The 25,923-nt window shown below is 63.5% G+C and carries 22 protein-coding genes and 1 pseudogene; 14 read left to right on the top strand and 9 right to left on the bottom strand.

What is annotated here, in order from left to right:
• Positions 1 to 389: branched-chain amino acid ABC transporter permease (locus ACV229_RS30790; RefSeq protein ID WP_448086857.1), on the bottom strand; the 389-nt coding region annotated here is incomplete at its 3' end.
• 536 nt (positions 390 to 925) lie between these two features.
• On the opposite strand from ACV229_RS30790, the gene ACV229_RS30785 reads away from it, so the two are divergent.
• The 7 genes from ACV229_RS30785 (at position 926) to ACV229_RS30755 (ending at position 9,294) form a co-directional block, all read left to right on the top strand.
• The gene (locus tag ACV229_RS30785; RefSeq protein WP_448086856.1) at positions 926 to 3,037 is read left to right on the top strand and encodes a hydantoinase/oxoprolinase family protein; all 2,112 of its coding nucleotides are present in this window, start codon (positions 926 to 928) and stop codon (positions 3,035 to 3,037) included.
• A 2-nt stretch (positions 3,038 to 3,039) separates the two neighbouring features.
• The gene (locus ACV229_RS30780) at positions 3,040 to 4,722 is read left to right on the top strand and encodes a hydantoinase B/oxoprolinase family protein (RefSeq protein ID WP_448086855.1); all 1,683 of its coding nucleotides are present in this window, start codon (positions 3,040 to 3,042) and stop codon (positions 4,720 to 4,722) included.
• A gap of 11 nt (positions 4,723 to 4,733) precedes the next feature.
• The gene (locus tag ACV229_RS30775) at positions 4,734 to 5,564 is read left to right on the top strand and encodes an NAD-dependent epimerase/dehydratase family protein (RefSeq protein ID WP_448086854.1); all 831 of its coding nucleotides are present in this window, start codon (positions 4,734 to 4,736) and stop codon (positions 5,562 to 5,564) included.
• A gap of 39 nt (positions 5,565 to 5,603) precedes the next feature.
• Entirely contained in the window at positions 5,604 to 6,800 is a 1,197-nt protein-coding gene (locus ACV229_RS30770) for an NAD(P)/FAD-dependent oxidoreductase (protein WP_448086853.1), read from the top strand.
• Positions 6,801 to 6,831: 31 nt separating this feature from the next.
• The gene (locus tag ACV229_RS30765; RefSeq protein ID WP_448086852.1) at positions 6,832 to 7,572 is read left to right on the top strand and encodes an SDR family oxidoreductase; all 741 of its coding nucleotides are present in this window, start codon (positions 6,832 to 6,834) and stop codon (positions 7,570 to 7,572) included.
• A gap of 32 nt (positions 7,573 to 7,604) precedes the next feature.
• Positions 7,605 to 8,357: an SDR family NAD(P)-dependent oxidoreductase gene (locus ACV229_RS30760; RefSeq protein WP_448086851.1), complete on the top strand. Its 753-nt coding sequence runs from the start codon at positions 7,605 to 7,607 to the stop codon at positions 8,355 to 8,357.
• 184 nt (positions 8,358 to 8,541) lie between these two features.
• Positions 8,542 to 9,294 carry a FadR/GntR family transcriptional regulator gene (locus tag ACV229_RS30755; RefSeq protein WP_448086850.1) on the top strand — a complete coding sequence of 251 codons (753 nt, stop codon included), beginning with the start codon at positions 8,542 to 8,544 and terminating at the stop codon, positions 9,292 to 9,294.
• A gap of 365 nt (positions 9,295 to 9,659) precedes the next feature.
• Here the strand turns inward: ACV229_RS30755 and ACV229_RS30750 are convergent, their stop codons facing one another.
• A complete protein-coding gene (locus tag ACV229_RS30750) occupies positions 9,660 to 9,905 on the bottom strand; it encodes a hypothetical protein (protein ID WP_448086849.1) in 246 nt (81 codons plus the stop codon).
• A 106-nt stretch (positions 9,906 to 10,011) separates the two neighbouring features.
• Positions 10,012 to 11,184 (bottom strand): branched-chain amino acid ABC transporter substrate-binding protein, encoded by a 1,173-nt coding sequence (locus tag ACV229_RS30745; protein WP_448086848.1) that lies wholly within the window; start codon positions 11,182 to 11,184, stop codon positions 10,012 to 10,014.
• Between the two features lie 285 nt (positions 11,185 to 11,469).
• On the opposite strand from ACV229_RS30745, the pseudogene ACV229_RS30740 reads away from it, so the two are divergent.
• Positions 11,470 to 11,723: pseudogene (locus ACV229_RS30740) on the top strand (porin); the annotation flags it as partial.
• Between the two features lie 49 nt (positions 11,724 to 11,772).
• Here the strand turns inward: ACV229_RS30740 and ACV229_RS30735 are convergent.
• Positions 11,773 to 12,804: a GlxA family transcriptional regulator gene (locus ACV229_RS30735; protein ID WP_448086847.1), complete on the bottom strand. Its 1,032-nt coding sequence runs from the start codon at positions 12,802 to 12,804 to the stop codon at positions 11,773 to 11,775.
• A 297-nt stretch (positions 12,805 to 13,101) separates the two neighbouring features.
• Here ACV229_RS30735 and ACV229_RS30730 point away from each other — a divergent pair, with 297 nt between their 5' ends.
• Positions 13,102 to 13,860 carry a class II aldolase and adducin N-terminal domain-containing protein gene (locus ACV229_RS30730; RefSeq protein ID WP_448086846.1) on the top strand — a complete coding sequence of 253 codons (759 nt, stop codon included), beginning with the start codon at positions 13,102 to 13,104 and terminating at the stop codon, positions 13,858 to 13,860.
• A 148-nt stretch (positions 13,861 to 14,008) separates the two neighbouring features.
• Here ACV229_RS30730 and ACV229_RS30725 read toward each other — a convergent pair whose 3' ends face one another.
• The 5 genes from ACV229_RS30725 to ACV229_RS30705 all read right to left on the bottom strand — a co-directional run bounded on the left by ACV229_RS30725 (position 14,009) and on the right by ACV229_RS30705 (position 20,145).
• Positions 14,009 to 14,953, bottom strand: a complete 945-nt coding sequence (locus ACV229_RS30725) for a choline ABC transporter substrate-binding protein (RefSeq protein ID WP_448086845.1) — start codon at positions 14,951 to 14,953, stop codon at positions 14,009 to 14,011.
• Between the two features lie 180 nt (positions 14,954 to 15,133).
• On the bottom strand, positions 15,134 to 16,144 hold the full coding sequence (locus tag ACV229_RS30720) for a PDR/VanB family oxidoreductase (protein WP_448086844.1): 1,011 nt from the start codon (positions 16,142 to 16,144) through the stop codon (positions 15,134 to 15,136).
• Positions 16,123 to 17,808: a choline dehydrogenase gene (locus tag ACV229_RS30715; RefSeq protein WP_448086843.1), complete on the bottom strand. Its 1,686-nt coding sequence runs from the start codon at positions 17,806 to 17,808 to the stop codon at positions 16,123 to 16,125. Before ACV229_RS30715 ends, ACV229_RS30720 begins: the two co-directional genes overlap by 22 nt.
• Positions 17,809 to 17,899: 91 nt before the next feature.
• On the bottom strand, positions 17,900 to 19,063 hold the full coding sequence (locus ACV229_RS30710; RefSeq protein WP_448086842.1) for an aromatic ring-hydroxylating oxygenase subunit alpha: 1,164 nt from the start codon (positions 19,061 to 19,063) through the stop codon (positions 17,900 to 17,902).
• 317 nt (positions 19,064 to 19,380) lie between these two features.
• A complete protein-coding gene (locus ACV229_RS30705) occupies positions 19,381 to 20,145 on the bottom strand; it encodes an SDR family oxidoreductase (protein ID WP_448086841.1) in 765 nt (254 codons plus the stop codon).
• Between the two features lie 140 nt (positions 20,146 to 20,285).
• On the opposite strand from ACV229_RS30705, the gene ACV229_RS30700 reads away from it, so the two are divergent.
• The 5 genes from ACV229_RS30700 to ACV229_RS30680 all read left to right on the top strand — a co-directional run bounded on the left by ACV229_RS30700 (position 20,286) and on the right by ACV229_RS30680 (position 25,919).
• Positions 20,286 to 21,194 carry a LysR family transcriptional regulator gene (locus ACV229_RS30700; RefSeq protein ID WP_448086840.1) on the top strand — a complete coding sequence of 303 codons (909 nt, stop codon included), beginning with the start codon at positions 20,286 to 20,288 and terminating at the stop codon, positions 21,192 to 21,194.
• A gap of 277 nt (positions 21,195 to 21,471) precedes the next feature.
• Complete coding sequence (locus tag ACV229_RS30695; RefSeq protein ID WP_448086839.1) at positions 21,472 to 23,142, top strand: MASE1 domain-containing protein; 1,671 nt, start codon at positions 21,472 to 21,474, stop codon at positions 23,140 to 23,142.
• 28 nt (positions 23,143 to 23,170) lie between these two features.
• The gene (locus tag ACV229_RS30690) at positions 23,171 to 23,788 is read left to right on the top strand and encodes a response regulator (RefSeq protein WP_448086838.1); all 618 of its coding nucleotides are present in this window, start codon (positions 23,171 to 23,173) and stop codon (positions 23,786 to 23,788) included.
• Positions 23,789 to 23,955: 167 nt separating this feature from the next.
• A complete protein-coding gene (gene pstS, locus ACV229_RS30685; protein ID WP_448086837.1) occupies positions 23,956 to 25,134 on the top strand; it encodes a phosphate ABC transporter substrate-binding protein PstS in 1,179 nt (392 codons plus the stop codon).
• A gap of 92 nt (positions 25,135 to 25,226) precedes the next feature.
• Positions 25,227 to 25,919: a CBS domain-containing protein gene (locus tag ACV229_RS30680; protein ID WP_448086836.1), complete on the top strand. Its 693-nt coding sequence runs from the start codon at positions 25,227 to 25,229 to the stop codon at positions 25,917 to 25,919.
• Positions 25,920 to 25,923: the final 4 nt, after the last annotated feature.

Here is a 25,923-nt window from a genome sequence, read left to right as displayed (position 1 = left end):
AACGGCAGCGGATTGCGCGACCAGATGATCATCGCGGCGGTCTGCAGCAGGATCGACACGCCGATCGCGGTGATCAGCGGTGCGAGACGCGGCGCGCGGCGCAGCGGCCGGTATGCGACCCGCTCGATCGTGAAGCCGACCACTGCGCACACGGCCGCCGCGATGCCGAGGCCGATCGTCAGCGTCGCGACGTTGCCGAGCCCGGGGAAGTGGTTCTGCAGCACTGTGATCGCCGACAGCGCGACCATCGCACCGATCATTAGTACGTCCGCATGTGCAAAGTTGATGATGCCGAGAATGCCGTACACCATCGTGTAACCCAACGCGATGATCGCGTACACACTGCCGAGCACCAGCCCGTTGAGGATCTGCTGTATGAGAATGTCCACCGACGCTCCATAGCGCCCCACTTGTCGGGGCAAATTGAACGAACCCGCCAGCGCCAATCGCTGACATAACAACGCAAGACGAACCCCTTCCCGGAAGCACGCCAACAGGGCTACCGAAACGCCCTCCCGCTCCCTGGCCGCGCCCCTCCTTCGCCCTCAAAAATCTCCGAAAAAAATACTTTTTGCAAACTTTTCGCGTCGCGTATAGTTGCGTACAGGGGTTGACGCGAGCCATCACCCAGCACCACAATAAAAGACAAACACCTTATAAAACAGCATCTTATGCGTCACAAACGCAATATCACGAGGTGCTCCAGCGGAAAATTAATTTGTCTCTGTTGACAGCACTGTAAGACGTCACTCATCATATGTCAACGAACAAAAAGACAGCCACTCGGCGCACGTCGGAGACCGTGTGCGGGGTTGACAAGGATCGTGATGGGCAGCCTCTACGCCCCCACCACAATCCGGTGTTCGTAAATCGCGAATCCGCCTGGCATACGCCAGGCGCATGCAATGGTTTAAACAGGAGAGTCATGGTGGCCAGTCACGACAAGGCACGAGTCGGTGTTGATATCGGCGGAACCTTTACCGATGTCGCGCTTGAACTCGGTGGAAAGCTCTTTTCCACCAAGGTCCTTACGGATTACACGGCGCCCGAGCGCGCGATCATCAAAGGCGTCAGCATCGTCGCAAGCAAGGCCGGCATCGAGCTGAAGGACATCGGCGTCATCATTCACGGCACGACGCTTGCCACGAATGCGCTGATCGAGCGACGCGGCGCCAGGACGGCCTTCATCACGACGGAAGGATTTCGCGACACCATCGAGATGCGAACTGAAAACCGGTTCGAGCAATACGATCTGAACATCAAGCTCCCGCCGCCCCTTATCGAACGCTGTGACCGCTTCACGCTGAGCGAGCGCATCGATGCGCAAGGCGGCATTCTGCTCGCGCCGACCGACGTAAAAATCAACAGCGTCGTGGATCGCATCGAGCAAGGCGGGTACGAGAGCGTCGCCATCGGCTTCATCCACGCCTATGTCAACGGCGTGCATGAGCGCATGATGCGCGACGCAATCGAGAAGCGACTGCCAAATGTCTCGGTATCGATTTCGAGCGAAGTCTCGCCGCAGATCCGCGAATTCGAGCGCTTCAACACGGTCTGCGCGAACGCGTACGTCCGCCCGATCATGAAGTCGTATCTGGATCGCCTGCTTGGCCAGGTTCGGGCGGCCGGCGCCGTGTGCCCCATCTTCATCATTCACTCGGGCGGCGGCATCGTGTCGATCGAGAGCGCATCGGAATTCCCGGTGCGTCTCGTCGAATCGGGACCCGCTGGCGGTGCAATCTTCGCCGCAAATATTGCCGCGCGATACAGCCTGGACACCGTGCTGTCGTTCGACATGGGCGGCACCACGGCCAAGATCTGCCTGATCGACGACTTCACGCCCACGACCGCCAACACCTTTGAAGTCGCGCGCACTTACCGCTTCAAGAAGGGCAGCGGCATGCCGATTTCGATTCCGGTCGTCGAGATGGTGGAAATCGGCGCGGGCGGCGGCTCGATTGCCTCGCTCGACGTCATGAGGCAGATCCGTGTCGGCCCGCATAGCGCCGCGTCGGAACCCGGCCCCGCCTGCTACCAGCGTGGCGGCATGCAACCGACGGTGACAGACGCGGATCTTCTGCTCGGTCGTCTCGACCCGAACAACTTTGCCGGCGGTTCCATCCCGTTGTCGACCGACAACGCTTCGCGCGCGATGCTCGACGACATCGGCGCAGCGCTGTCGCTCAGCGCAGAAGAAGCGGCGTACGGCGTCGCCGAAGTCGTCGACGAGAACATGAGCAATGCCGCCCGCGTGCACGCGGTCGAAAGCGGCAAGGACATCGGCGACTACACGATGATCACGTTCGGCGGCGCCGGTCCGCTGCACGCGGCGCGACTGTGCGAGAAGAGCGGCATCGGGAAATTCATCGTGCCGCCCGGCGCTGGCGTCGGTTCGGCGATCGGATTCCTGCGCGCTCCGTTCGGGTACGAAAGCGTTCGCAGCGCAAGCATGCGCTTCAACGACTTCGACGCGAACGCACTCAACGAGATCGTCGAGCAGCTCGGCACCGAGGCGATCCACTTTGCGCGCCAGGGTTCGGGCGACGTCGAACCGGTAGTCGACGTGAAGGCCTTCATGCGATATGTCGGTCAGGGATGGGAGATCCCCATCGCGATTCCCTATCGCCAGTTCGGCGCAGACGATCGCGCCAACTTCTCCGAGCTGTTCACGAAGGCCTATACCCAGTTCTTCGGTCGACCGATCGACGGGCTCGATATCGAGATCGTGAGCTGGGCAGTCAAGGCAAGCTCGCCCCTGCCGCCGGTGGAGCGCCTGCAATGGGTCGATAGCCTCGATCCGGTCAGCGCAGCGAAGTCTCGCAAGATCTTCGACGCAGCGCTACATCAATTCGTCGATGCTGCCATTGTCGAGCGCGACACGCTGGGCGTGGGTGAAACGGTCGTCGGTCCGGCCATCATCGTCGAACCCGAGACCTCGACCCTCGTTACGTCCTCGTTCAACGCCACAGTACAACCCGACGGCTGTTTGCTCGTGACGTCCAAAGCATTGACTGCTGCTACTGCGAATCAGGAGTAATCATGTCCCTCAACAATATCGACACCATCCACATGCAGGTCATGTGGAACCGCCTGATCTCCGTCGTCGAGGAACAGGCAATGGCCCTGATCCGCACCGCGTTCAGCACCAGCGTGCGCGAAGCAGGCGACCTGTCCGCCGGTATCTTCGACAAGCGCGGACGCATGCTCGCGCAAGCGGTCACCGGCACGCCGGGTCACGTCAATACGATGGCGGAAGCCGTCGAGCACTTCATGAACGAGATCGGCGTCGACCGGATGTACGAAGGCGACGTCTATCTGACCAACGATCCGTGGCGGGGAACGGGGCACCTGCACGACTTCACGGTCGTCTCCCCGTCATTTCTCGACGGCGAACTGATCGGCTACTTCGCCAGCACCGCGCACGTGGTGGATATCGGCGGCCGCGGGTTCGGCCCGGATTCGCGCGAGGTCTACGAGGAAGGCCTCTTTGTCCCGATCATGAAGCTGATCGAACGCGGGAATGTCAATCGCGACCTCGTCAACATTATTCGCAACAACGTTCGCGAAGCGGACAAGGTCGTCGGCGACCTCTACGCCCTCGCCTCCTGCAACGAAACGGGCCACAAACGTCTGCTCGAAATGCTGAAGGAGTTCGGACTCAAGGATGTCGAAGGCATCGGCGAGTTCATTCTCGCGCGCAGCCGGGAAGCGACGCTCGAACGGATCGCCGCGCTTCCGAAGGGCACGCAGGCCAACGAAATGACGCTCGACGGCTACGACACGCCTGTCAGGCTGAACGTCACGCTGACGGTCGCCGACGATCACCTGCTCGCCGATTTCGCGGGATCGTCGCCAGCCAGCCCGTTCGGCATCAACGTGCCGCTGCTGTATGCGAAAGCCTACGCGTGCTATGGCCTGAAGTGCATCATCGCGCCGGAAGTGCCGAACAACGCGGCGTCGCTCGAACCGTTCCGCGTGCGGGCGCCGGCCGGCTGCATCCTGAATGCGCAACGCCCGAGTCCGGTTGCAGTGCGGCACGTGCTCGGCCACTTCGTTCCGGATCTGGTTCTCGGCGCACTCGACAAGATCCTGCCGAACCGCGTGCCGACCGAAGGCTCCGGCGCGCTCTGGAATCTGCACGTGAGCGCCCGGCCGGCACGCGAGGATTCGGGCCTCGAGGGCGCAGAGATCCTGATGTTCAACAGCGGTGGTACCGGCGCCCGGGCCGAACTGGACGGTTTGTCGGCGACGGCATTTCCGAGCGGCGTCCATGCGATGTCGGTCGAAGCGACCGAACAGGTCGGGCCGATCGTCGTGTGGCGCAAGGAGATGCGCTCCGGCTCGGGGGGCGCGGGCAAGCACCGTGGCGGTCTCGGCCAGATCGTCGAAATCGGGCCGCGCACCGGCTATCAATTCCGCTTCAACGCGATGTTCGACCGCATCGACCACCCCGCTCGCGGCCATGCCGGCGGCAAACCCGGCGCGGCCGGCCAGGTCACGTTGTCTGACGGGACGAAGATGAAGGGCAAGGGCACGCAGGCAGTCGGCGAATATCAGCGTGTCGTGCTGTCGCTGCCCGGCGGCGGCGGCGTCGGTTCGCCGGAGCAACGCAGCAAGGAAGAACTGCTGCGGGACATTCGCAACGAATACATCTCGGAAGCGCAGTTGCGCGACGACTACGGCATCACGCTCGACGCATTGAATGCGTCGGTCACCCAATAAGGAGCAGCCCCATGACTGACATCACCAAACCGCCGTTCAAAAACCTTCTGATCACGGGCGCGGGCGGTGCGCTGGGCTCCGTGCTGCGCGAGACGCTGCGCCCGTACGCCGAAACGCTGAGCCTGAACGCTCGCCAGTCGCTCGGCGACGTGCGCGAGGGGGAAAAGCACTTCATCTGCGATCTCGCCGATCGCGACGCGGTGTTCGAGATGCTGAAAGGTGTCGACATGGTTATCCATATGGGTGGCGCACCGCGCGAAAACACGTTCCAGGTCATCCTCGACTCGAACATCGTCGGCAGCTACAACATTTATGAAGGTGCGCGCCAGGCGGGCGTGAAACGCGTCATCTACGCAAGCTCCGTGCATGCGATCGGCTTCTACGAATGCACGCAGACGATCGATTCGAACGTGCCGCAGCGGCCCGACAGCCTGTACGGCGTCAGCAAGACCTTCGTCGAAAACCTGTCGCGCTACTACTTCGACAAATTCGGCATCGAATCCGTCTGCCTGCGGATCGGTTCGTGCTTCCCGAAGCCCGTCGACCGCCGCATGCTCGCGACCTGGCTTTCGTACGACGACTTTTCGCACCTGTGCATCCAGTCGCTGATGACGCCGAGCGTCGGCCATATGATCGTGTACGGCAATTCGAACAACAGCGCCAACTTCTGGGACAACACGCAGGCCGCCTATCTGGGCTATCGCCCGAAAGACACGGCCGACGTCTATCGCTCGGAGGTGTACGCGAACACGGGCGTGCCCGACCCGCGTCATCCCGCCGTCCGCTTCCAAGGCGGTCAGTTCGCGGCTGATGGTCACTTCGAGGATCCGAAGGTCGACTGAGCACCTCGACCGGGCACGACATTTTTGGAAGGCAAAGAGATGGCACAGCAAGCAGCGAAGGCTCACTATGACGTCGTCATCGTGGGTGGTGCGGTAGTCGGGAGCGCGACGGCTTATTTCCTCGCGAAGAATCCCGATTTCAAGGGCTCGGTGCTCGTCGTCGAGCGCGATTGGACCTATGCGCAGTCTGCGACAGCTTTGTCGAGCGCATCGATTCGGCAGCAATTTTCGAATCCGCTGAATATCAAGATCTCGCAGTTCGGGACCGAGTTCATTCGCAACTTCGACGAACTCGTCGAGGTCGACGGGGAGGCCCCGGAACTCGGCTTCAAGGAAAACGGCTATCTGTATCTCGGCGATGCGAACGGCGCACCGATGTTCGAGCGCAACTACAGGACGCAGCGGGAAAACGGTGCCGACGTCGTGCTCCTCGACCCGGAGCAGCTCAAGCAGCGCTTCCCGTGGCTCAACACGAACCAGCTGATCAACGGCGTCTACGGGCAAAGCGGCGAAGGCTGGTTCGACAGTTACGGCCTGCTCCAGGGCATGCGTCGCAAGGCGCGTTCGCTCGGTATCGAGTATGTCGAGAACGAGGTGGTCGACCTCGTCCGGGAAGGATCGCGCATCACCGGCGTGAAGCTCAAGACCGGCGAAACGATCGGATGCGGCCTGATGGTGAATGCGGCTGGCACACGCGGGCCGGCAATGGCTCGACTTGCGGGCCTGGACATTCCCGTGGAACCACGCAAACGGTGCCTCTTCGTATTCGACTGCCGCACCCCGCTTGCGGGCACGGTGCCGCTCACGATCGACACGACCGGAATCTTTTTCCGGCCGGAAGGGCAATACTATCTGACGGGCTGCTATCCCGACCCGGACCCGCTCGCGGACGTCAACGACTTCGATGTCGTCCACTCGGAGTTCGACGAAGTGATCTGGCCAGCACTTGCCGAACGCATCCCAGCATTCGAAGCCATCAAGGTCGTCAACTCGTGGGCCGGACATTACGACTTCTGCATGCTCGATCACAACGCCATCATCGGACCGCATCCGGAGGTCACGAACTTCTTGTTCGCCAACGGGTTCAGCGGTCACGGCCTGCAGCAATCTCCCGCGGTCGGCCGTGGTCTCAGCGAGCTGATCACCTATGGCGAGTACCGGTCGCTCGATCTCGGGCCGCTAGGCTACGAACGCGTCGTCGAGAATCGGCCGTTCCTCGAGGAAGGCGTGATTTGAATTCGCTGCGACACAGGAAAAAGGCAAGACCATGAATGCTCAACCGTACAAAGTTGCGCTCGTCACCGGCGCATCGAGCGGCATCGGACGTGCAATTGCACACCGGCTGGCCAGGGACGGCGTCAAGATCTACGCACTCGGACGCGACGCCGCCGCACTCGACTCACTGGCGAATGAATGCAACGCGACTCCGATTGCCGTGGATTTGCAGGATACGTCGCCGTTGCAAGCGTTGTTCGAGCGCGTCGAGATTGACGTCGTCGTCAACAATGCCGGACTGCTGCCGGCGATCGCGAATTTCGCCGAATGTTCGCCGACGGACATCGACCGCATGATCGATGTCAATCTGCGAGCGCCGCTGCACATTGCCCAAATGGCCCTCGAAGGCATGCTGAGGCGCAAGCGTGGCCACCTGTTCTTCGTCGGCTCCAGCGCTGGCCGCTTTCCACATCCGAACACCGCCGTGTACGGTGCCACGAAGGCCGCGATCAGTATGTTCTGCGACTCGCTGCGCTGCGACCTGCTCGGCAGCAAGGTTCGCGTGACCGAGATCGCGCCGGGCCGGGTTCAGACGAGCCTGTATCGCACGGCGCTCGGCGAAGCCGGCGCGAACGAGAAACTGTACGACGCCTATCGCTCGATTCAGCCGGAACACATCGCCGAGCTGATTGCGACCGCCATCGCGCTTCCCGACTACGTCGACGTTTCCCGGATGGAAGTGTTCCCGACGGACCAGGCGGCGGGCGGGTCGCAAATTGTGTCGGTCAGCTAGTCACCGCTTTTAGGAATGGAGAAATCCTGATCATGAAGAACCAACGCGTTGTAATCGTCGGCGGGGCATCCGGCCTCGGCTTGTCCGTCGCAAAATTGATGCTCGCCGACGGTGTCGAGCGAATCGCGCTCATCGACAAGAACGGCCCGCTGCTCGAAGAAACCGTCCGCAACCTGACTGCCGAAGGCCACCAGGTCTTCGGCGCCGAAGGCGACATCACGCGCAGGGACTCCGCTCACGCCGTCTTCAAGCACGCGCTGGAAGCACTCGGCCGCGTGGACTGCCTCGTCAACAGCGCCGCAATCTATCCGCGTCGTCCGTTGCTCGAAATCTCGGACGACGAGTGGGACCTCGAGAACGCCGTGAACATCAAGGGCACCTATCACATGATGGTTGCCGCAATCGAGCACATGCGCGCACGTCCGAAGGTGGAAGAGCACGTCGCGGGCCGCATCGTGAACATCACGTCGGTTGACGCGTTCAAGGCGCATCCGCAGAACGGACACTATGCCGCTACGAAGGCCGCGGTCGTCAGCCTGACCAAGTCGTTTGCTCAGGAAGTTGCGAAGGATGGCATCCTGGTCAACTCGGTTGCCCCCGCTGGCTTCGCAACCGACCGCGCGAAAAAGCTCGGCTTCCTCGGCGAACTCGCGGCCGCCAATCCGCTCGGCCGGGCGGCGGAACCCGAAGAAATCGCGCAATGGGTCGTGATGATGGCGAGCAGTCGCAACACTTACGCGACCGGCGAAAACGTCATCGTCAGCGGCGGCTATATCTACGCATGACGTAAGTCAAAGGACCGACACCCGCTTCGCACGAGTCTGCGCAGCGGGCGCCTGCATCGCCGCGACTATGTTAAAGTCATAATATGTCATACGGCGCAGGTCACACACAGACAACCGGGCGCCGGCGCGGTATGCCTGCATCCGACAATTGCAGAGCCTTCCTATCCTGTGTGGAGCACCCGGAATGTCTCTGGACGCTGAAACTCTTCTGAAGAATGCTGCAAGCTCTGGCCGGCGTCGCAGCCTGACCGAGCTCGTCATTCAGGCACTGAACGACAAGATCGACCGCGGGGAATACCCGCGAGGCTCCAAACTGCCGACCGAGCCTGAACTGTGTTCGGAATTCGGCGTCAGCCGGACCGTCATTCGGGAAGCGGTCGCCTCGCTCAAGCTCGGCCGCCGCTTGATTGCACGCCACGGCGTTGGCGTGTTCGTCGCCGATGAAACGGACCCGTCGTCGGAAATGAGCTTCATCGATTCGACGACGCTGAATAACTCTATGCACGTGCTCGAGCTGCGGATCGGTGTCGAATCGGAAGGCGCAGCCTATGCGGCCCGGCGGCGATCCGAGCCTCACCTGAAAGCGCTCAAGGAAGTCTATGCGCGCATGGAGATCGTCGCGATAGACAACGATGCCGAATGTGCCCGTGCGGACTTCGAATTCCATCTGGCCGTCGCAACATGCTCGGAGAATCCCCACTTCGTGGCGATCCTGCGCTCGCTTGGCCAGGAGATCATCGGCGATCTTCGGCTGAAGCACGCGAAAGCCAATCTGAAAGAGCGCAAGACTTATATCAAGCGTATCCAACGGGAGCACGGCGACATCCTCGAAGCCATCGAACGTCAAGATGAAAGCGGCGCACGTCGAGCAATGCGGCGCCATCTGCACGAGAGCCTCGAGCGCTACCATCACTTGACGAGCAGTCGCCCGGAATAATCCGATCGGAGGCGATCGCGACAGCCCGGAATCCAGGCTGTTGCTGCATCGCCAGCCCTGTCGCCGCAGGTCAATGGCGCTCTCGCCCCAGCAGCGCAATCGCCGCCACTCGAATCGATCATCCAATCCGTTCGGCCGGAATTCAATCGCGATTGAAACGCATCGACACCCGTTACGGACAGGTACGTGTCGATCGAAGCGACGGCACGTGTGGATCGCCACACCAGCAACGATAATCAGTGGCATCCGATGTACGGCATGTCCGATCCGATTCGCTGCCAACCATTGCAGAAAAAAGGCGGCTCCCGGACCACTCGCCCGGGAGCCGTTCAAGTCTCGCTTGGAGGACGTCTCTGGAATCGGCTTTAGAACCGGTGACGCAGGCCGACAGTCACGATAGCTTGTGAACGCTTCCCGGCGTCGATGTCCATCGATCCGATCACGGCTTGTGCGGAACCCGCACCGTTCTCGCCAGTCGCATGCCCGTACGATGCCACCGTATAGACGATACCGTACAGCGTGACCGTACTTTGCGCATATGCATGCGCAGCAATCATGCCCGCTGAAACGGCCGCGGCCCTAAGATATGGATTCCTCATTTTATCTGCCAAGCCCCCTGTTTCGTTTATCTTATGTTCTAGCCACTTGCTCCGACGACGACTGCGTCACCTTGCGCTGAACCGCCGTGTCGAAGTGCTCCCTACCGAGCCGATCCCGTCAGTTCTTGATCGGTTCAACCTTGTCGCCATATGCAATGGCCTGAGGCACCCATTTTCCGCCGATCACCTTGTAGAACGTCGCGGCGGGATCCTTCATGTCACCGTTCGGCATGAATGCAATGTTTCCGGAAACGCCTTCGAACGACACCGATTTGATGAGCGGCGCGTAGACCTTGGGATCGGTCGAATTCGCCTTCTGCATCGCATTGATCAGTACCCAGGTGGCGTCATAAGCGGATGGCGAATAGGCAACGACGCCCTCGTTGTACTTCGCCTTCATCTTCTGATCGAAGGCCTTTCCTGCCTTGAGTTTGGTCAGCGGCACGCCGTAGTCCCAGGACACGGCACCTTCTGCACTCTCGCCGGCCACTTTCAGGAACGTATCGTTTTCGAAGCTGCCGCCACCGAGCAACGTTGCCCGGATACCCAACTGGCGCATCTGCTTCATCACCATGCCAGCCTGCTGATCCAGACCTGCCCAGAACACCACGTCCGGGTTGAACGACTTGATCCGGGTAAGCTGCGCGCGGAAATCGACCGCCTTGTCGGTCGTGAATTCGCGGTCGACGACCTTGCCGCCAGCGGCATTCACACCCTTGACGAACTCGTCGGCCATGCCTTGGCCGAACGCGGTCCGGTCGTCCATCACCGCGATGCTCTTGCCCTTCAGCGTCTCCACGGCCGAATGACCTGCCAGTTGCCCCATCTGGGCATCCGAATTCGTCACGCGAAACACGGTCGCGAAGCCCTGCGAGGTCAACGTCGGATTGGTCGCCGTCGGGGAGACCATCGGAATCCCGGCGTTGTAGTAGATCCGCGACGCGGGCACGCTGGTGCCTGAGTTGAAATGCCCGACGATGCCAGCGACTTTGGAGTCGACGAGTTTCTGCGCGACTTGCGACCCCATCCGCGGATCGCCCTGATCATCCTCCGCATCCAGGACGAAATGCACGGGCTGACCGCCGATCACGAGTTTCTTCGCGTTCGCGTCATCGATAGCCAGTTCGACGCCTCGCTTCAGGTCGGCCCCGTAATGCGCTGACGCCCCAGTCAGCGGCGCGGCGAAGCCAATTGTGATATCCGCGGCGCTGGCCGCATGGCTGAACGACAGTCCCGCTGTAGCCAGCGACGCAGTCATTGCAATGTACTTAACGGAAAACGAGATCTTCATACGACACCTCAGTCAATTTGAGTAGGCCAACGCCGCCACATCAATGTTTTTGTCATACAAATACATTTCGACCGCTCACGAACAGAGCAGATCTAGCGCACTCCGCCCTTCCGCGCCGCCGAATCAGCGTGGGTTGGGGAATTCCAAATCAAGCCGCGTGGGGCAGCTCAGGCATCAAAGTATTAGGTGAGACGTCATATGTCAACAACTCAAAAAAAGACCCTTGATAGGGGTTTCCATCGATGATGGGCGTCTGGATCGAATAGGGAACGGCGCACTTGCAGCGCGGGTGTCGGCTATAACTACACTCGCTGACGGGGCCGGCTTCCGCGCGCTACAACCAGGTCAACCTCGGCTGCGACTACGCGCTGCCCAAGCGCACGGACCTGTACGCGCTGTTCGGCTACCAGAAGGCGAGTGGCCGGACGCTCAACGCGAGCGGCGCGATCGTGAAGGCCGCGGCGTCGGTCGACTCGTGCGGCGTGAACTCGGGCACCGACATGCAGGAACTGGCGATCGTCGGGATCCGGCACAAGTTCCGACTGCTTCGTCCCGGCGCGGGCGCGGGCGTTGCAGCCTGCGCCGCGTCTACGCCGAAGCAGCCCGATGCCGCATCACCGGCGCTTCCCACGACTGCGACCGGTCGCGGCTCGGCGGACATCCGAATCTCGCCTTGTACACGCGAGAAAAATGCTCGATCGATTCGAAGCCGGTCGCCGCGGCGACCTGCGACACGCTCAATTCGGTCTGCTGCAACAACTGATGCGCGGTGGCGACCCGCAAGCCCAGGTAGTACTGCAATGGCGCCGTCGCAGTATGCCGCTTGAATTGCCGCTCGAGCTGCCGCGTGGACAATCCCACCGCCTGCGCGAGCGACTCGCACGATATCGGCTCCGACATCGACTCGCGCATCAGCCGGATCGCTTCCCTGACCGACTCGCTCATCGGCGCCGGAACGGTTTCCGGTTCCGCGAGCTGAACTTCGTCGGTGCCGCGCGGCCGCGCATGCAGCAGATGCCGGGAAATCTCCTGCGCCAGCGCCCGGCCGTGCTCCAGGCCGATCCATTCGAGCATCATGTCGACGATCGCCGCGCCGCCCGCGCACGTGATCACGCGCGGCTCGATCGTATAGAACCGCGTCGTCGCACGGACCTTCGGATACGCTTCCTGAAAGCCCTCGACGTTGTCCCAATGCACCGCCGACGGACGGCCGTGCAGCAGCCCCGCCGCCGCGAGCAATTCCGTGCCGGTCTCGATCCCGCCGATCTGCACGCCGAACGCGAGCTGGTTCTGCAGCCACGTCCGCACGCCGCGGTGCTTCGCATGCCGTTGCGCCTCGAAGCTCGCGATCACGAAGATCGTCGCGAATGCGCCGCTTTCGGCAGCGATCGGCCGGGCCGGGGTCGACATCCCGTTGGTGGCCCGCACCGGCTCCCCATCGACGGACAGCACGGTCCATTCGTACAGCACACGCTGGCTGAGCCAGTTCGCGAGCGACATCGCTTCGATCAGCAGCGCGAGCCCCAGGTGCGAGAACTGGGGCATCACGAGCAATCCGACGCGGCGCGGCGCGTGCGCGGCCGGGAGTCTCGTGGACGGTGGCGGGTTCTGAGCGGTCATGTCGGTTTCGATCGGGGGCGGGACTGGCTGGCCGGACACGGCATCCGGTCAGTCGCACTCTGACGCCGATCCCGTCCGATGGCTTGATGAAATCCGACATTCCGATGTCGGATTCCGTCGTCCCGATTCCTCGCCACCGCTGACGAAGCACGTCACGCGCCGTCGCATTCGATCAAGTGCGCGGCAAGTGCCCACCTTATAGTCAGCTCGCGTTCCGTCCGAATCAGGCACGCGACAATCAAATTCGAAGCCGGCCCGATGCGCCGGCACCGTTCTCCAACGACACGGGAGCCCGACATGCTCACAGCGACTCAGCCCGCTCGACCCGGCCTCGCCCACCGCGAGATCCGTGCGGATCTCGCCTGCGCGTTCCGCTGGACCGCGCGCCTCGGCATGCATGAATCGATCGCCAATCACTTCAGCGTCGCCGTCTCCGACGACAACCGCACGTTCCTGATCAATCCGCGCGGCCGCCACTTCTCGCGGATCCGCGCGAGCGAACTGCTGCTCGTCGATGCCGACGATCCCGATACGATCCGCCGCGACGATGCGCCCGACATCACCGCATGGGCGCTCCATTCGGAGATCCACAAGCGGCATCGGCACGCGCGTTGCGTAATGCACGTGCATTCCCGATACGCGACGGTGCTGTCGTGCCTCGCGCAGCCTGCGCTGCCGCCGCTCGACCAGAACTGCATGCGCTTTTTCGAACGGGTTGCGGTCGACACCGGATTCGACGGCATGGGCCTCGGCGACGAAGCGTGCCGCGTGGCCGACGCACTCGGGGACAAGCCCGTGCTGCTGATGGGCCAGCACGGCGTGATCGTTGCCGCGCCGTCGGTCGCGCAGGCGTTCGACGATCTGTACTACTTCGAGCGCGCGTGCGAAACCTATGTGACCGCACTGCAAACCGGCCAGCCGTTGCGATTCGCAACCGACCGCGTCGCACGCAAGACGATGACGCAGTGGCGCGACGACTACGCCGGGTTCGCCGACCAGCACCTGGCGGAGCTCCGGGCCATTCTCGACGAGGAATCGCCTTCGTACGCGTGGTGACACAAGCGGCGCGTGGTTTTTCCACGCGCCGCCGCATGAGGATTGCCGTCGTGACGGTTGCACCGGCCCGCCATCGCGGGCGCCGGCGCTTCATTCGCATACCTTACCAGTCAGTCGGACGAGCGCACCAAGGCATTCGAACGCATGCTCAATTGGCGTTCAGCGCGGTATGGACGGCCGCGCCCGCATCATGTCCGTCGAACGTGCTGACGCCGGTGAGCCAGTCCTTCAGCACCGCCGGATGCTGGGCCAGCCACGCCTTCGCAGCGGCCTCCGGCTGCTTGCCGCCGACGATCGCCTTCATCACCTGATTCTCCATGTCGGTCGAGAACTGCAGATTGGCGAGCAGCCGCGCGGCGTTCGGGCAGCGCGTCGCGTAGTCGGGGGCCGTCATCGTGTACACCTTCGCTTCCCCGTAATTCGGGCCGAACAGATCGTCGCCGCCGGCCAGATAGCGCATCTTGTAGTCCAGGTTCATCGGATGCGGCTCCCAGCCTAAAAAGACGATCCACTCGTGATCGCGAATCGCACGCTTGACCTCGACGAGCATCCCCGCCTCGCTCGATTCGACGAGCTTGAACTTCCCGAGGCCGAACTGGTTGCCGCTGATCGCCTTGTGAATCAGTTCGTTGCCGTCGTTGCCGGGCTCGATGCCGTAGATCCGGAATTGCAGCTTGTCCGCAAACTTCGCGATGTCGTCGAACGAACGCAGCCCCGCGTCATACGCATACGCGGGCACGGCGAGCGTGTATTTGGCGCCGACGAGATTCGGACGGTCCAGCACCTTGACGGCCCCGCCATTGACGAACGGCGCGCTGACGGAATCCATCGACGGCCGCCAGTCCCCGAGGAACGCGTCGAGCTGCCGCGACTTGAGTCCGGCCAGCGCGATCGGAATGGAGGCCATCGTCTTGGTCGGCTGGTAGCCGAGGCTCGCGAAGACGGTCGAGGCGAGCGCGGTGGTCGCGGCGATATCGGTCCAGCCGATGTCCGCGAACCGCACGGCGCGGCAGGTTGCCGGTTCCGCTGCCGACACGCTGCTCGCCCAGACGGCGGCCAATGCAACACATCCGACGCATTTCTTGATGTTCATCGTGACTTCTCCACGCAGGTAAGGGGGACGGCCCCATTGACGACGTGACCGGACCGCCGGCCCGGTCAATGCACCGAGCCGGCATCCGGCCGATCCGAGGGTTTGCGACAGCACGCGGCGCAGTTCATCCCGTCCGTCGCGCCGCGCGGCGACGGTACACGGCACACCTGCAGTGCGTCGCTACAGGTCCAGCACCAGCCGCGTCGATTTCGCACGCGACACGCAGACGTAAATGACGTCGTTCCGGCTTTTCTCGCCGTCCGTCTGCAGGCAGTCGCGATGCTCGGCCTCGCCTGAGAGCAACGTCACCGCGCAGGTGCCGCAGACGCCTTCTCCGCAGACCGAATCGATCGCGATCCGCTCGCTGCGCAACACGTCGAGGATCGAGCGGTCCGGCGGCACCACCACGCAGCGGCCGCTGCGCGCCAGTTCCACTTCGAATGCCCGTGCATCGCTTTTCGCATCGTCGCTTGCCGGCGCGGCCGCGAAGCGCTCGAAGTGCACCGCGCCGGCGGGCCAGTCGCGCGCCGCGTCCAGCACGCTGTCGATCAGGCGGCCGGGCCCGCATACGTAGACCTGCGCGCCGCGCCGTGGCACACCCAGCAGCGCGCGCAGGTCCACCTCGCCGTGCGCGTCGCTGAAATGCAGTCGCGTCGTCCGCCGCAACGGCCCGCTCTCGATCGCGTCGAGCAGCGCGGCGCGTTCGCGCGCGCGCGTCAGATAGCACAGCGTGAATCGCTTGCCGATCGCGGAGAGCCGCCGCGCCATCGGCAGGATCGGCGTGATCCCGATGCCGCCGGCGATCAGCACGTATTCGTCCGCATGCTCGTCCAGCACGAAGTGATTTCTCGGCGGCGACAGGCGAACCGCGTCGCCGCGCGCGAGCCGCTCGACGATGTACGCGGAGCCGCCGCGCGAACGCGGCTCGCGCAACACCGCGATCCGGTAGGTCGAACCATCGGCCGCGCGTTCGACGATCGAGTACTGGCGCACCGTGCCGTCGGGCAACCTGACGTCGAGATGCGCGCCAGGCTCGGCCGGCGGCAGCCGCGCGCCGTCGGCCGCCGCGAATGCAATGCCGCGAATCTCGGGCGTGAGCATGGCCGCATCGACGACGATCGCGTCGATGCCCACGCGTGCCGGGGAAGAAAGGATCGCTTCCATCGTGCTCACCGTTGTCGTGTACGCCATTCGGGATGCATCCACACGGGCGCCGACGCTGGCGCGAGCGCCGCGCGCCCGAGCACGAGGTCGCTGCCCTTCTCGCCGATCATCACGGTGGGTGCATTGGTGTTGCCGCTGACGATCGTCGGCATGATCGACGCGTCGATCACGCGCAGCCGTTCGATCCCGTGCACCCGCAGATCGGCGCCGACCACGGCTTCCGGGTCGTCCGCCGGCCCCATCTTGCAGGTGCCGGCCGCGTGATAGCCCGTTTCGGTGATCTCGCGCGCCCACGCGTCGAGCGCGGCGTCGTCGGTCCTGGCCGGCCCCGGCGACAGTTCGTCGCCGAGCAGATCCCGGAACGACGGTTGCGCAAGAATCTCCCGCACGAGGCGCACGCCGGCCCGCATGTCCGCGCGGTCGCGCGCCGTCTGCAGGTAGTTGAACAGGATCTTCGGCGGCGTGCGCGGGTCGCCCGATCGCAACGTCACCGCGCCGAGACTCGTCGGACGCATCAGGTCGATATGCACCTGGAACGCGTGCGCACGCACGCTGTCGACACTGCCCGGCTGCACCGCGAGCGGCATGAACGTCAGCTGCAGGTCCGGATGCTCGACGCCCGCCCGCGACCGGATGAACGCGCCCGCCTCGAAATGATTGCTCGCGGCGAGCCCGGCCCGCTTCGCGAACCACGTCGCGCCGGTCAACCATTTGCGCGGCGCGACCGTCCACGGGTAGATCGATACGGGCTTCCGGCACAGATACTGAACCACCGTGTCGGGATGGTCGGACAACCTGCGTCCGACGCCCGGCAGGTGATGCCGCGCGCGGATGCCGGCGCTTTCGAGTTCTCCGGCCGGCCCGACGCCGGACAGCAGCAGCAGTTGCGGCGTATTGATCGCGCCGCCGCACAGCAGCACTTCGGCGTTCGCAAAGACCTGCCGCGTCGCGCCGTTGCATGCGTATTCGATGCCGATCGCGCGCGCGCCGTCGAACAGCACGCGCAGCACGAGCGCCCCGGTCTGCACCGTCACGTTGCCGCGTTCGAGCGCTTCGGCGAGATAGCCGCGCGCGGTGCTCCAGCGCGACCCGCCCCACGTCGTGCGATCCACGCGGCCGAAGCCTTCCTGGCGGTAGCCGTTCACGTCGTCCGTCGACGCATAGCCCGCATCGACGCCGGACGCGATGAAGGCCCGCGTGAGTGGCGTGTCCGTATTGCCCGCCGTGACGCGCAGGTGACCGCTGTCGCCGTGGTACGCGTCCGCGCCGAGTTCGTGCTTCTCCGCGCGGATGAAATACGGCAGCACCTCGCGATAGCTCCAGCCCGTACACCCTTGTTCGGACCAGCCGTCGTAATCGCGCGCGTGGCCGCGGATATAGACCATGCCGTTGATCGACGACGATCCGCCGAGCACGCGTCCGCGCGGCGTCGCGATGCGCCGCCGGTTCAGGAACGGTTCGGGTTCCGAATGGTACTGCCAGTTGTAGCGGCTGCCGCCGACCACGATGCCCATCGCGGATGGCATGTCGATCGACCAGTGCCGGTTCGACGGACCGGCCTCGAGCAGCAATACCCGCAGGTTCGGGTCCTGCCCGAGCCGGTTGGCCAGCACGCAGCCGGCCGATCCGGCGCCGACGATCACGTAGTCGTAGTCGCGGCGCACTTCATCATTTGCGTCTGGTTTCGTCATGGCTCGCTTGCAGTTGAACGTGATCTTGAGGGTCGCGCGTGCACGTCGCCCGGCGTGCTTCGTCCACGCTTCGTCCGCGCGCCGGCATTCGTCACGCGCCGTGAATGCCGTCGTGCACGAGCGTATGGAAGTGATGCACGAGGTGTTCGCTCTCGTTGCTGCGCTGCGGGTCGATCACGTAGCGTCCCTGGTTGTAGCCGACCGAATGCAGCCCCTTCTGCACCGTGATGTTCAGGCGAATGTCCTCGGGGCCGAGGTCCGCGTTCATCCAGTCCATGCACGCCTTCGTCACCGCGGGCATCTCGTCGTGCGTCGAGTAGTAGCCGAAGCGCAGCAGGGTCTTCTCCGCTTCGAGCGGAATGATCAGGAACGTCGCGAGGAAGTCCGAGTACGGGAACGTATAGAACGTGTTGTGCGGCCAGATGCCGATGTTGAAGAAGCACTCGTCCGGATTCTTGTCGGCGAGCGGCACGCCATAGGCGGTGGTCGCGTCGCGGTTCGCCGGCGCGATATAGGTCCACCACTTGTCGTGCTGCGTGAGCCGGTAGCCGGCGAAGTCGATCAGGCCGGCGAGCTCGACATGATGCGGGCCGGACAACGAGAAGTGATACCCCTCGATCGAGTTGTCCATGATCACCTTCCAGTTTGCCGGCACGATCACGTCCTTCTCGTCGAGCAGCCGATACGCATCGAGCCGCGGAAACACGCGCTTCATCTCCGCGTCGGCGCCGGGGAACAGGTCGCGCATCGACGGCGCGTTCGGGTCGAGATTGAAATAGTAGAAGCCGCCCATCTCCTCGACGCGCACCGGCGGAATGCGATGGGCCGCCGGATCGAAGCCCTCGATGCGCTCGGTACGCGGCGCGCTGCGCAGGCTGCCGTCGGCGCCGTAGCACCACGAGTGATACGCGCAGCGGAACACGCCCTTCTGCACGCCGCGCCGCGCGTCGACGAGGCGATTGCCTCGATGCTGGCACACGTTGTGGAACGCATGCACGTTGCCGTCGCGATCGCAGGTCGCAATCACGCTCTGGTCGAAGATGTCCGTCATCACGTATTGTCCGGGCGAACTCAGCTCCGACTTGTGCCCGATCACGTGCCATGCGGACATGAAGATGCGGTCGCGCTCGGCCGCGAACAGCGTTTCGTCGTAGAAGTACCGCGACGGCAGCGTCAGCGCGTTTTCCGGGCGCTGCTGCATCCAGCGGTCGGCGCTGACGAGATCCTGCTTCTTCACAACGGAGATGGTTTGCATGTTGGGGCTTCCCGTTCTGTTCGTTCATCGGAAGAGCGGCGTCGATGTCGGCAGGACATCCGCCATGAAGCGAACTGTAGGGGGGCTGATATTGCCGCACTTGATGTAATGCGACGTCGCGATGTCGGTCCGGGATTGTGCGATGCGCTCGGCGTGAACCGCAGAAATCGAAGCGTCGTGACGTGATGTGGTGATCGGGTCCGTCACGTGAAAATGGAAACGGCGGCGGGATGACATCCGCGCCGCCGTTTCAGGATTGCGCGCCGCCGCGTTGATCGGAACGCGGCGGCGAACCTGCAGACACCGCCTTCAAGGAATCATGTGCGCGTGATCGACACACCGCCGTCGACCAATGAAGCCGTCCCCGTCACGAAAGACGAATCGTCGGACGCCAGGTAGAGCGCCGACCGGGCGATCTCCTCCGGCTTCGCGACTCGCTTGAGCGCGTGCAGGCCTGTCACGAACGCCTGCGATTCGGCCGTGTCGTTCATGCCGCGATACATCTCCGTGTCCACGGCGCCCGGGAGGATTGCGTTGACCCGCACGCCCTGCGGACCGTATTCGGCTGCGAGCGCTTGCGTCAGTCCGATCAGCCCGGCTTTGCTCGCAGCATAGGCGGCGGTCCCCGGGAACGCGAACGAATAGCCGACGAACGTCGACGTGAAGATGATCGACCCGCCGCCTTGCTTGATCATTTCAGGAATCTGATGCTTGGCGCCGAGAAACGCGCTCGTCAGATTGGTGGCCAGTGCGGTTGACCAGCCCGCTTCCGAGATCCCGGTGGACGGTCCCATTTCACCGAGCATCCCCGCGTTGTTATACGCGATGTCGAGACGGCCGAAGCGGCTGACGGCGAGTTCGACCAGCGCTTTCGCGAATGCTTCGGACTGGACATCTCCTGCCAGCGACACGGCCGTTCCGCCATCGCGAGCGATCTCCGCCACGAGCGCGTCGAGCTCGGCTTCGCGGCGCGCCGCCACGACAACCTTCGCGCCCTCTGCGGCGAACAATTTTGCGGCCGCTCGACCAATACCTGCGCTGGCGCCCGTGACGATCGCGACTTTTCCTGTCAAGCGTTGCATGTTCAATCTCCTGCGTCATTGATGGACCGATGCCCCATGCGTCGGCTCCGTGAGTGACACTATATGATTCAGCTCTTGCAATAGAAAGATCAAAAATATGGCGCTATCATTCAGTTTTTGTGAATGACAAGCGAACGGATATGGACCGGCTGCGCGCATTTGAGGTCTTCATGACCGTGGTGAATCGGGGCAGCTTTGCGCGCGCGGCCGATGCGCTCGAAACGTCGCCCGCGAACGTGACCCGCTATGTGAACGAACTGGAGGCGCATCTCGGCACGCGATTGCTCAACCGCACGTCGCGCAAGCTGTCATTGACCGAAGGCGGCGAAACACTGTATTCGCGATGCAAGACGATCCTCGAAGACGTCGCGGAAACGGAAGGACTCGTGTCTGCAACATCGATCGAACCACGCGGACGGCTGCGTATCAATGCGCCGGTCAGCTTCGGCATCCTGCATCTCGCGCCGCTATGGCCGCGGTTCATGCAGCGATATCCGGACGTCGAACTCGACATCACGCTCATCGACCGCGTCGTCGATATCGTCGACGAGGGCTTCGACCTGGCCATTCGCATCTCGCGCGCCGGCACGGCCGACCATGCGGCCCGCAAGCTCGCGACGTCGACAAACATCCTGTGCGCGTCCCCCGACTATCTGAGGCGCAGCGGACATCCGGCGTTGCCGGCCGACCTGCTCGCACACCGATGCATCGGCTATACCTACGCCGCCACCGCAGATACCTGGCAGTTGATGGATCACGACGGCAAGACGCATGCTGTCGAGGTCAACTTTCACATGCGCACCAACAACGGCGACACGGCACGCGCGGCGGCGCTCGCAGGGCAGGGCGTGATCTGGCAGCCCACGTTCCTGATCGGCGACGATCTCCGCGCGGGCAGGCTCGTTCGGGTGCTGCCTGAATACCGCTTGCCGGACATCGACGTTCTCGCGCTGTATCCGAGCCGTCGCCACGTGAGTTCGAAAGTCCGTGCGGCAATCGATTTTCTGGTCGACGCGTTTTCAGGCGTGCCACCGTGGGACAGACCGTGAACGGACATGACCGTCGTGTCTCGCGTATCGGCCGACGCGACGCGGCGACGGCGGGAATATCGATGACGCAACCCGCGTTCCGTTGCCGATCGGCGCGCGTCGTGCAGTGGCCCGGGCGCGCTGTGTAGCGTTTGCGCTGTGTAGCGTTTGATTAACGCAGTGGCTGCCGCCACAATCATGAAGTCCGGTCGGGAGCAAGCGCCGAGTGATCCACTTGGCTGACGAAAGAACGCGTTGACGCCCGCAAGGATCTGTCCTTCACGATATGGTGCGAACAATGGTTACCATTCGGGGCAAGTCCAGGTTCAGCCTCTTCCTGCGCACCGGGATGGTTGCATTGGCGTATTACGCGGGCGCAAAGATCGGCCTTGCCTATGCGGTCGTGGGCGGCGCAGTCTCGCTGGTGTGGCCGTCCAGCGGCATCGCGCTGGTTGCGCTGCTCGCGCTGGGCTTCGCCGTTGCCCCGGGCATTGCGATCGGCTCCTTCCTGGCCAACGTGTCGGGGGGCGTGCCCGTAGGCGTGGCCGCGGTGATCGGCACCGGCGCCATGCTCGGAACGTTGACGGCAGCCATATTGTTGAACCGCGCGGTCCGCTTCCAGCTCACCCTCGATCGCATCCACGACGTGCTGGCCTTCATCGGCCTGGCTGCGGTGGCAAGCACGGCAGTCAGTGCACTGATCGGCGTAACCGCGCTGTTTGGCGCGGGCCTGGTGCCGCCTGCCGGGTACGGCTCAACCTTTCTGAAATGGTGGCTCGGCGACATGATGGGCGTCCTGGTCGTCGCTCCGCCCCTCTTCAGCATCCTCACGTATTCGAACCCCGTGCGCTCCACGGAGCAGGCCATCGAGGCGTGCGGACTGGCCGTCGCGACGTTCTGGGTGAGCTACCTCATCTTCGACGCCCCGCAACTTGCCGGGCACGGCTACTATCCTGCCGCCCTGGCGATCTTTCCGTTCATTGTCTGGGCGGCGCTGCGCTTCGGTCACCTGGGCATCAGCATCACGACCTTGATGGTCTCGGTCGTGGCCATCTGGGGTACCACCCACGGCACGGGCCCGTTCGCCGCCGACACGCCGGTGGACAGCCTCGTCGGATGGTGCATCTTCGCGAACGTCGTGGCGATAGCCGGACTGCTGCTGGTGGCGGCACGCGCCCAGGAGCAGCGCGTCCTCAGCCTGCTGCAGGCCTCCCGCATCGACCTGGAACGGCGCGTGCAGGCGCGAACCGAAGATCTGGAGAAGACCAACAAGGACCTCAAGGAGGAGATGGCGCAACGCCGTCTGCTGGAAGGCGAACTGATCCGGATCGGCGACCAGCAGCAGCGGCTCATCGGCCGGGAACTGCATGACGGACTCGGCCAGCACCTGACCAGCCTGGGTCTGTACAGCGCCGCGCTGAACCAGAAACTGCAGAGCCTCGGCCACCCGGCTGCCGCCGATGCCGCAACCATCGTCGGATTGGTGAAGCAGGCGTCCTTGATGACCCGCAGGATCGCCCATGGCCTGGACCCGGTCGCCATGGAATATGGTGGCCTTGCGGCCGGACTGCATGGGCTGGCGGAGACGGCTCGCACGCTCAATGGCGTGGAATGCGTGCTGCAGATCGCGCCGGATGTGGACTTGCTGGATCCGCTCACGCAGATCAACCTCTACCGCGCGGCACAGGAAGCGGTCAACAACGCGCTGAAATACAGCCAGGGCCGGCGCTTGTGGATCGACCTCGAGCGGACAGGCGGCATGCAGACGCTTTCGATCAGTGACGACGGCGTCGGCCTCGGCGAGGAAAAGATGGCGCATGCGTCGGGATCGGGACTTCACAACCTGCGTCACCGGGCAAGCCTTCTGGGCGGCTCCTGCACCGTGACCCGCAATGCTTTCGGCGGCACCACGGTCGCCATCCGCTATCCGCTGCCGGAGGGCCCGGGCGATGCACGTGAACTCGCCTAGTCCAGCCCCTGCGACTCGAATCCTGATCGTGGATGACCACCCCATCATCCGCGAGGGGATGACGCACCTGCTGAATCTGCAAGGGGACCTGAACGTCTGCTGTGTGGCCGGCAGCGCCGAAGAAGCGCTGGCGGCGATGGCCTGCCGGCCCGACATGGCCATTGTGGACCTCAGCCTGCAATCGGACTCCGGCCTGGATCTTGTCAAGACGCTCCGCCACCGCCACCCGGATCTGGCAATCCTCGTCCTCAGCATGCATGACGAAAGCCTGTTTGCCGAGCGCGCGCTGCGCTCCGGGGCAAATGGCTACCTGATGAAACTCGAGGCCACGGACCACGTCGTGAGCGCCATCCGCGAAGTGCTGGCAGGCAACATCTATTTGAGCGCCGCGATGCATGAAAAGCTGGCGCGGGCGCTCACGGTCCCCCGAAAAAAGCAGGAGGGCCCGATTGCGAACCTTTCGGAACGCGAATTCGAGATCCTGCACCTGATCGGACTCGGCTTCAGCAGCCGCGAAATCGCCGAGAAGCTGAATCGGAGCGTGAAGACCATCGAGGCGCATCAGGCCAACATCAAGGAAAAGCTGAATATCCGTAACGGCAAGGAGCTGATGCGCTTCGCCATTCAGTGGATCGACAGCCAATAGGGCGGCGCCCGTCCGCTGAATAAGGCAATCCCCTAGCCTCGTTTACGAAGGGCGCCCGATTCAAGCGCATGCGATCAGCGCATACAGTACATGGGTACCTGCCGGCGTGCCGCAATCCTTGGGCGTTGTGGGCAGGCGCAACCCAAACGCTTGATGGGGCCGCCGCCATGAACACCAAATTCCAGCGCACCATTGTCGTTCTGATTTCCGCACTCGTTCCCCCGACGGCCCGCTACCTCTGGCCGCTGTTTCGAGGTATCGCGGTGACGTGCGTCGTCGCGGGTCATGCGCTGGCTGCGCAGGCGGCAGGCGGGATCACGGGCGCCGGCTCGAGCTTCTTCGATCCGCTGATGCAGAAGTGGGCCGCCTCCTATTACGACAGGACCGGCCAACAGGTCAGTTTTCGCCCCGTTGGCTCCGGGAACGGCATCGATCAGCTGAAAGCGGCGAAAGTGAAATTCGGCGCGTCGGACATGCCGCTGAAACCCGACGAATTACGCGCATCGGGACTCATCCAGTTTCCGGTGGCGGCGGGCGGCCTCGTGCCGGTGGTCAACCTCGACGGCATTGCCGCGGGACAGCTCCACTTGACGGGCGCGCTGCTCGCGGACATCTACCTGGGCAAGATCACCGAATGGAATGACGCGGCCATCAAGGCGGTCAATCCTGGCCTCGCGCTCCCTGATCTGAAAATCGTCGTGGTGCATCGCGGTGATCGCTCGGGGTCGACCTTCAACTGGACAAACTACCTTTGCGCGGTGAGTGCGCAATGGCGCGAGCAGGTGGGCAGCGGCCTGACGGTCAAATGGCCGGTGGGGGTCAACGCCACGAACAGCCAGCTCGTCGCTACCTATGTCCGGCAGGTCAAGGGCGCGATCGGCTATGTCGAACTGGCCTACGCCGCGCCGGCGCACCTCGCCCATGCGATCGTCCAGAACCAAAGCGGCGCGTTTGTCGAGCCATCGGCCGCAAGTTTCAAGGCTGCGGTCGAATCCGTGGCGTGGGGCGGCGACGATGATTTCTACCAGATCGTGACCAATCCGCCTGGCGACCAGGCCTGGCCGATTCCTGGTGTCGTATTCATCCTGATGAAAGCCGATCCCAAGGACGAGGCTGGCTCGGCCGCAGCACTGGCGCTGTTCCGGTGGGCCATCGTCCAGGGCCGGGGAGACGCAGCCGCTCAAGGCTACGGTACCCCGCCGTCAGACCTGGTCGGGGAGATAGAAGCGTATTGGGCCCGGAAACTGGCCAACGGGCAGCAAGCCGGCGCCGTGGCCATGGTCGGCGCGCTGAAGAGCCGGGCAAGCGTGACCCGCGACACCAAGGCGTTGCCGCGAGGCTTGTGAGCGCACTTCACGATCCGAATCGACAAATCTGCCGGAATCGTGCGACGGGTGTAACAGACGGCGCCCCGTCGCATCACGCTGGAGGACTGACCATGCACGCACTCGACATCATGACTCCGTCCGTCGTCACCGCCACACCGGACATGACGATCTACGACGCGGCGAGACTGTTCGTCGACCACCATATCGGCGGCATGCCGGTCGTCGACGCGAACGGACAGGTCGTCGGCATCATCAGCCACAGCGACCTGCTGCATCGTGTGGAGAACGACACATGCCGCGGGAAGCGCCCGTGGTGGCTCGAATTCCTGTTGTCGTCGCCCCGCGAACAGGCTGCGCGGTATGCGAAGGAGCACGGACATGTCGTCCGCGACGTGATGTGCTCCGAGGTCGTTTCGATTGCCGAGGACATGCCGCTCCAGCAGATCGCGGATCTGATGGAGCGCAGGAATCTCAAACGCGTGCCGGTGCTGAAGGACGGCAAGCTGGTCGGCATCGTGAGCCGCTCGAACCTGATCCGCGCACTCGCCAGCGTCGCACCGGCCGCGGACTCGGCTGTGCACGACGATGCGAGCCTGCGCGACGCGATCGCCCAGGAAATGCACGGGCAGAGCTGGGGGTTGCCGAAGCAATGCGTGCACGTGAAGGACGGCGTCGCCCATCTATGGGGCGTGATCGAGTCCGACGAGCAGATGCACGCGATCCGCATCGCGGCCGAGGGCGTGCCCGGCGTCAAGCGCGTGGAGAGCCACCTGGTGTCGCCGAGCATCGTTCCGACGCTCTAGGGTT

The organism is Burkholderia sp. MR1-5-21 (genome assembly GCF_053427715.1).
Note: the sequence above shows the minus strand (reverse complement) of the source record. Positions and strands in the feature narration are given on the sequence as shown.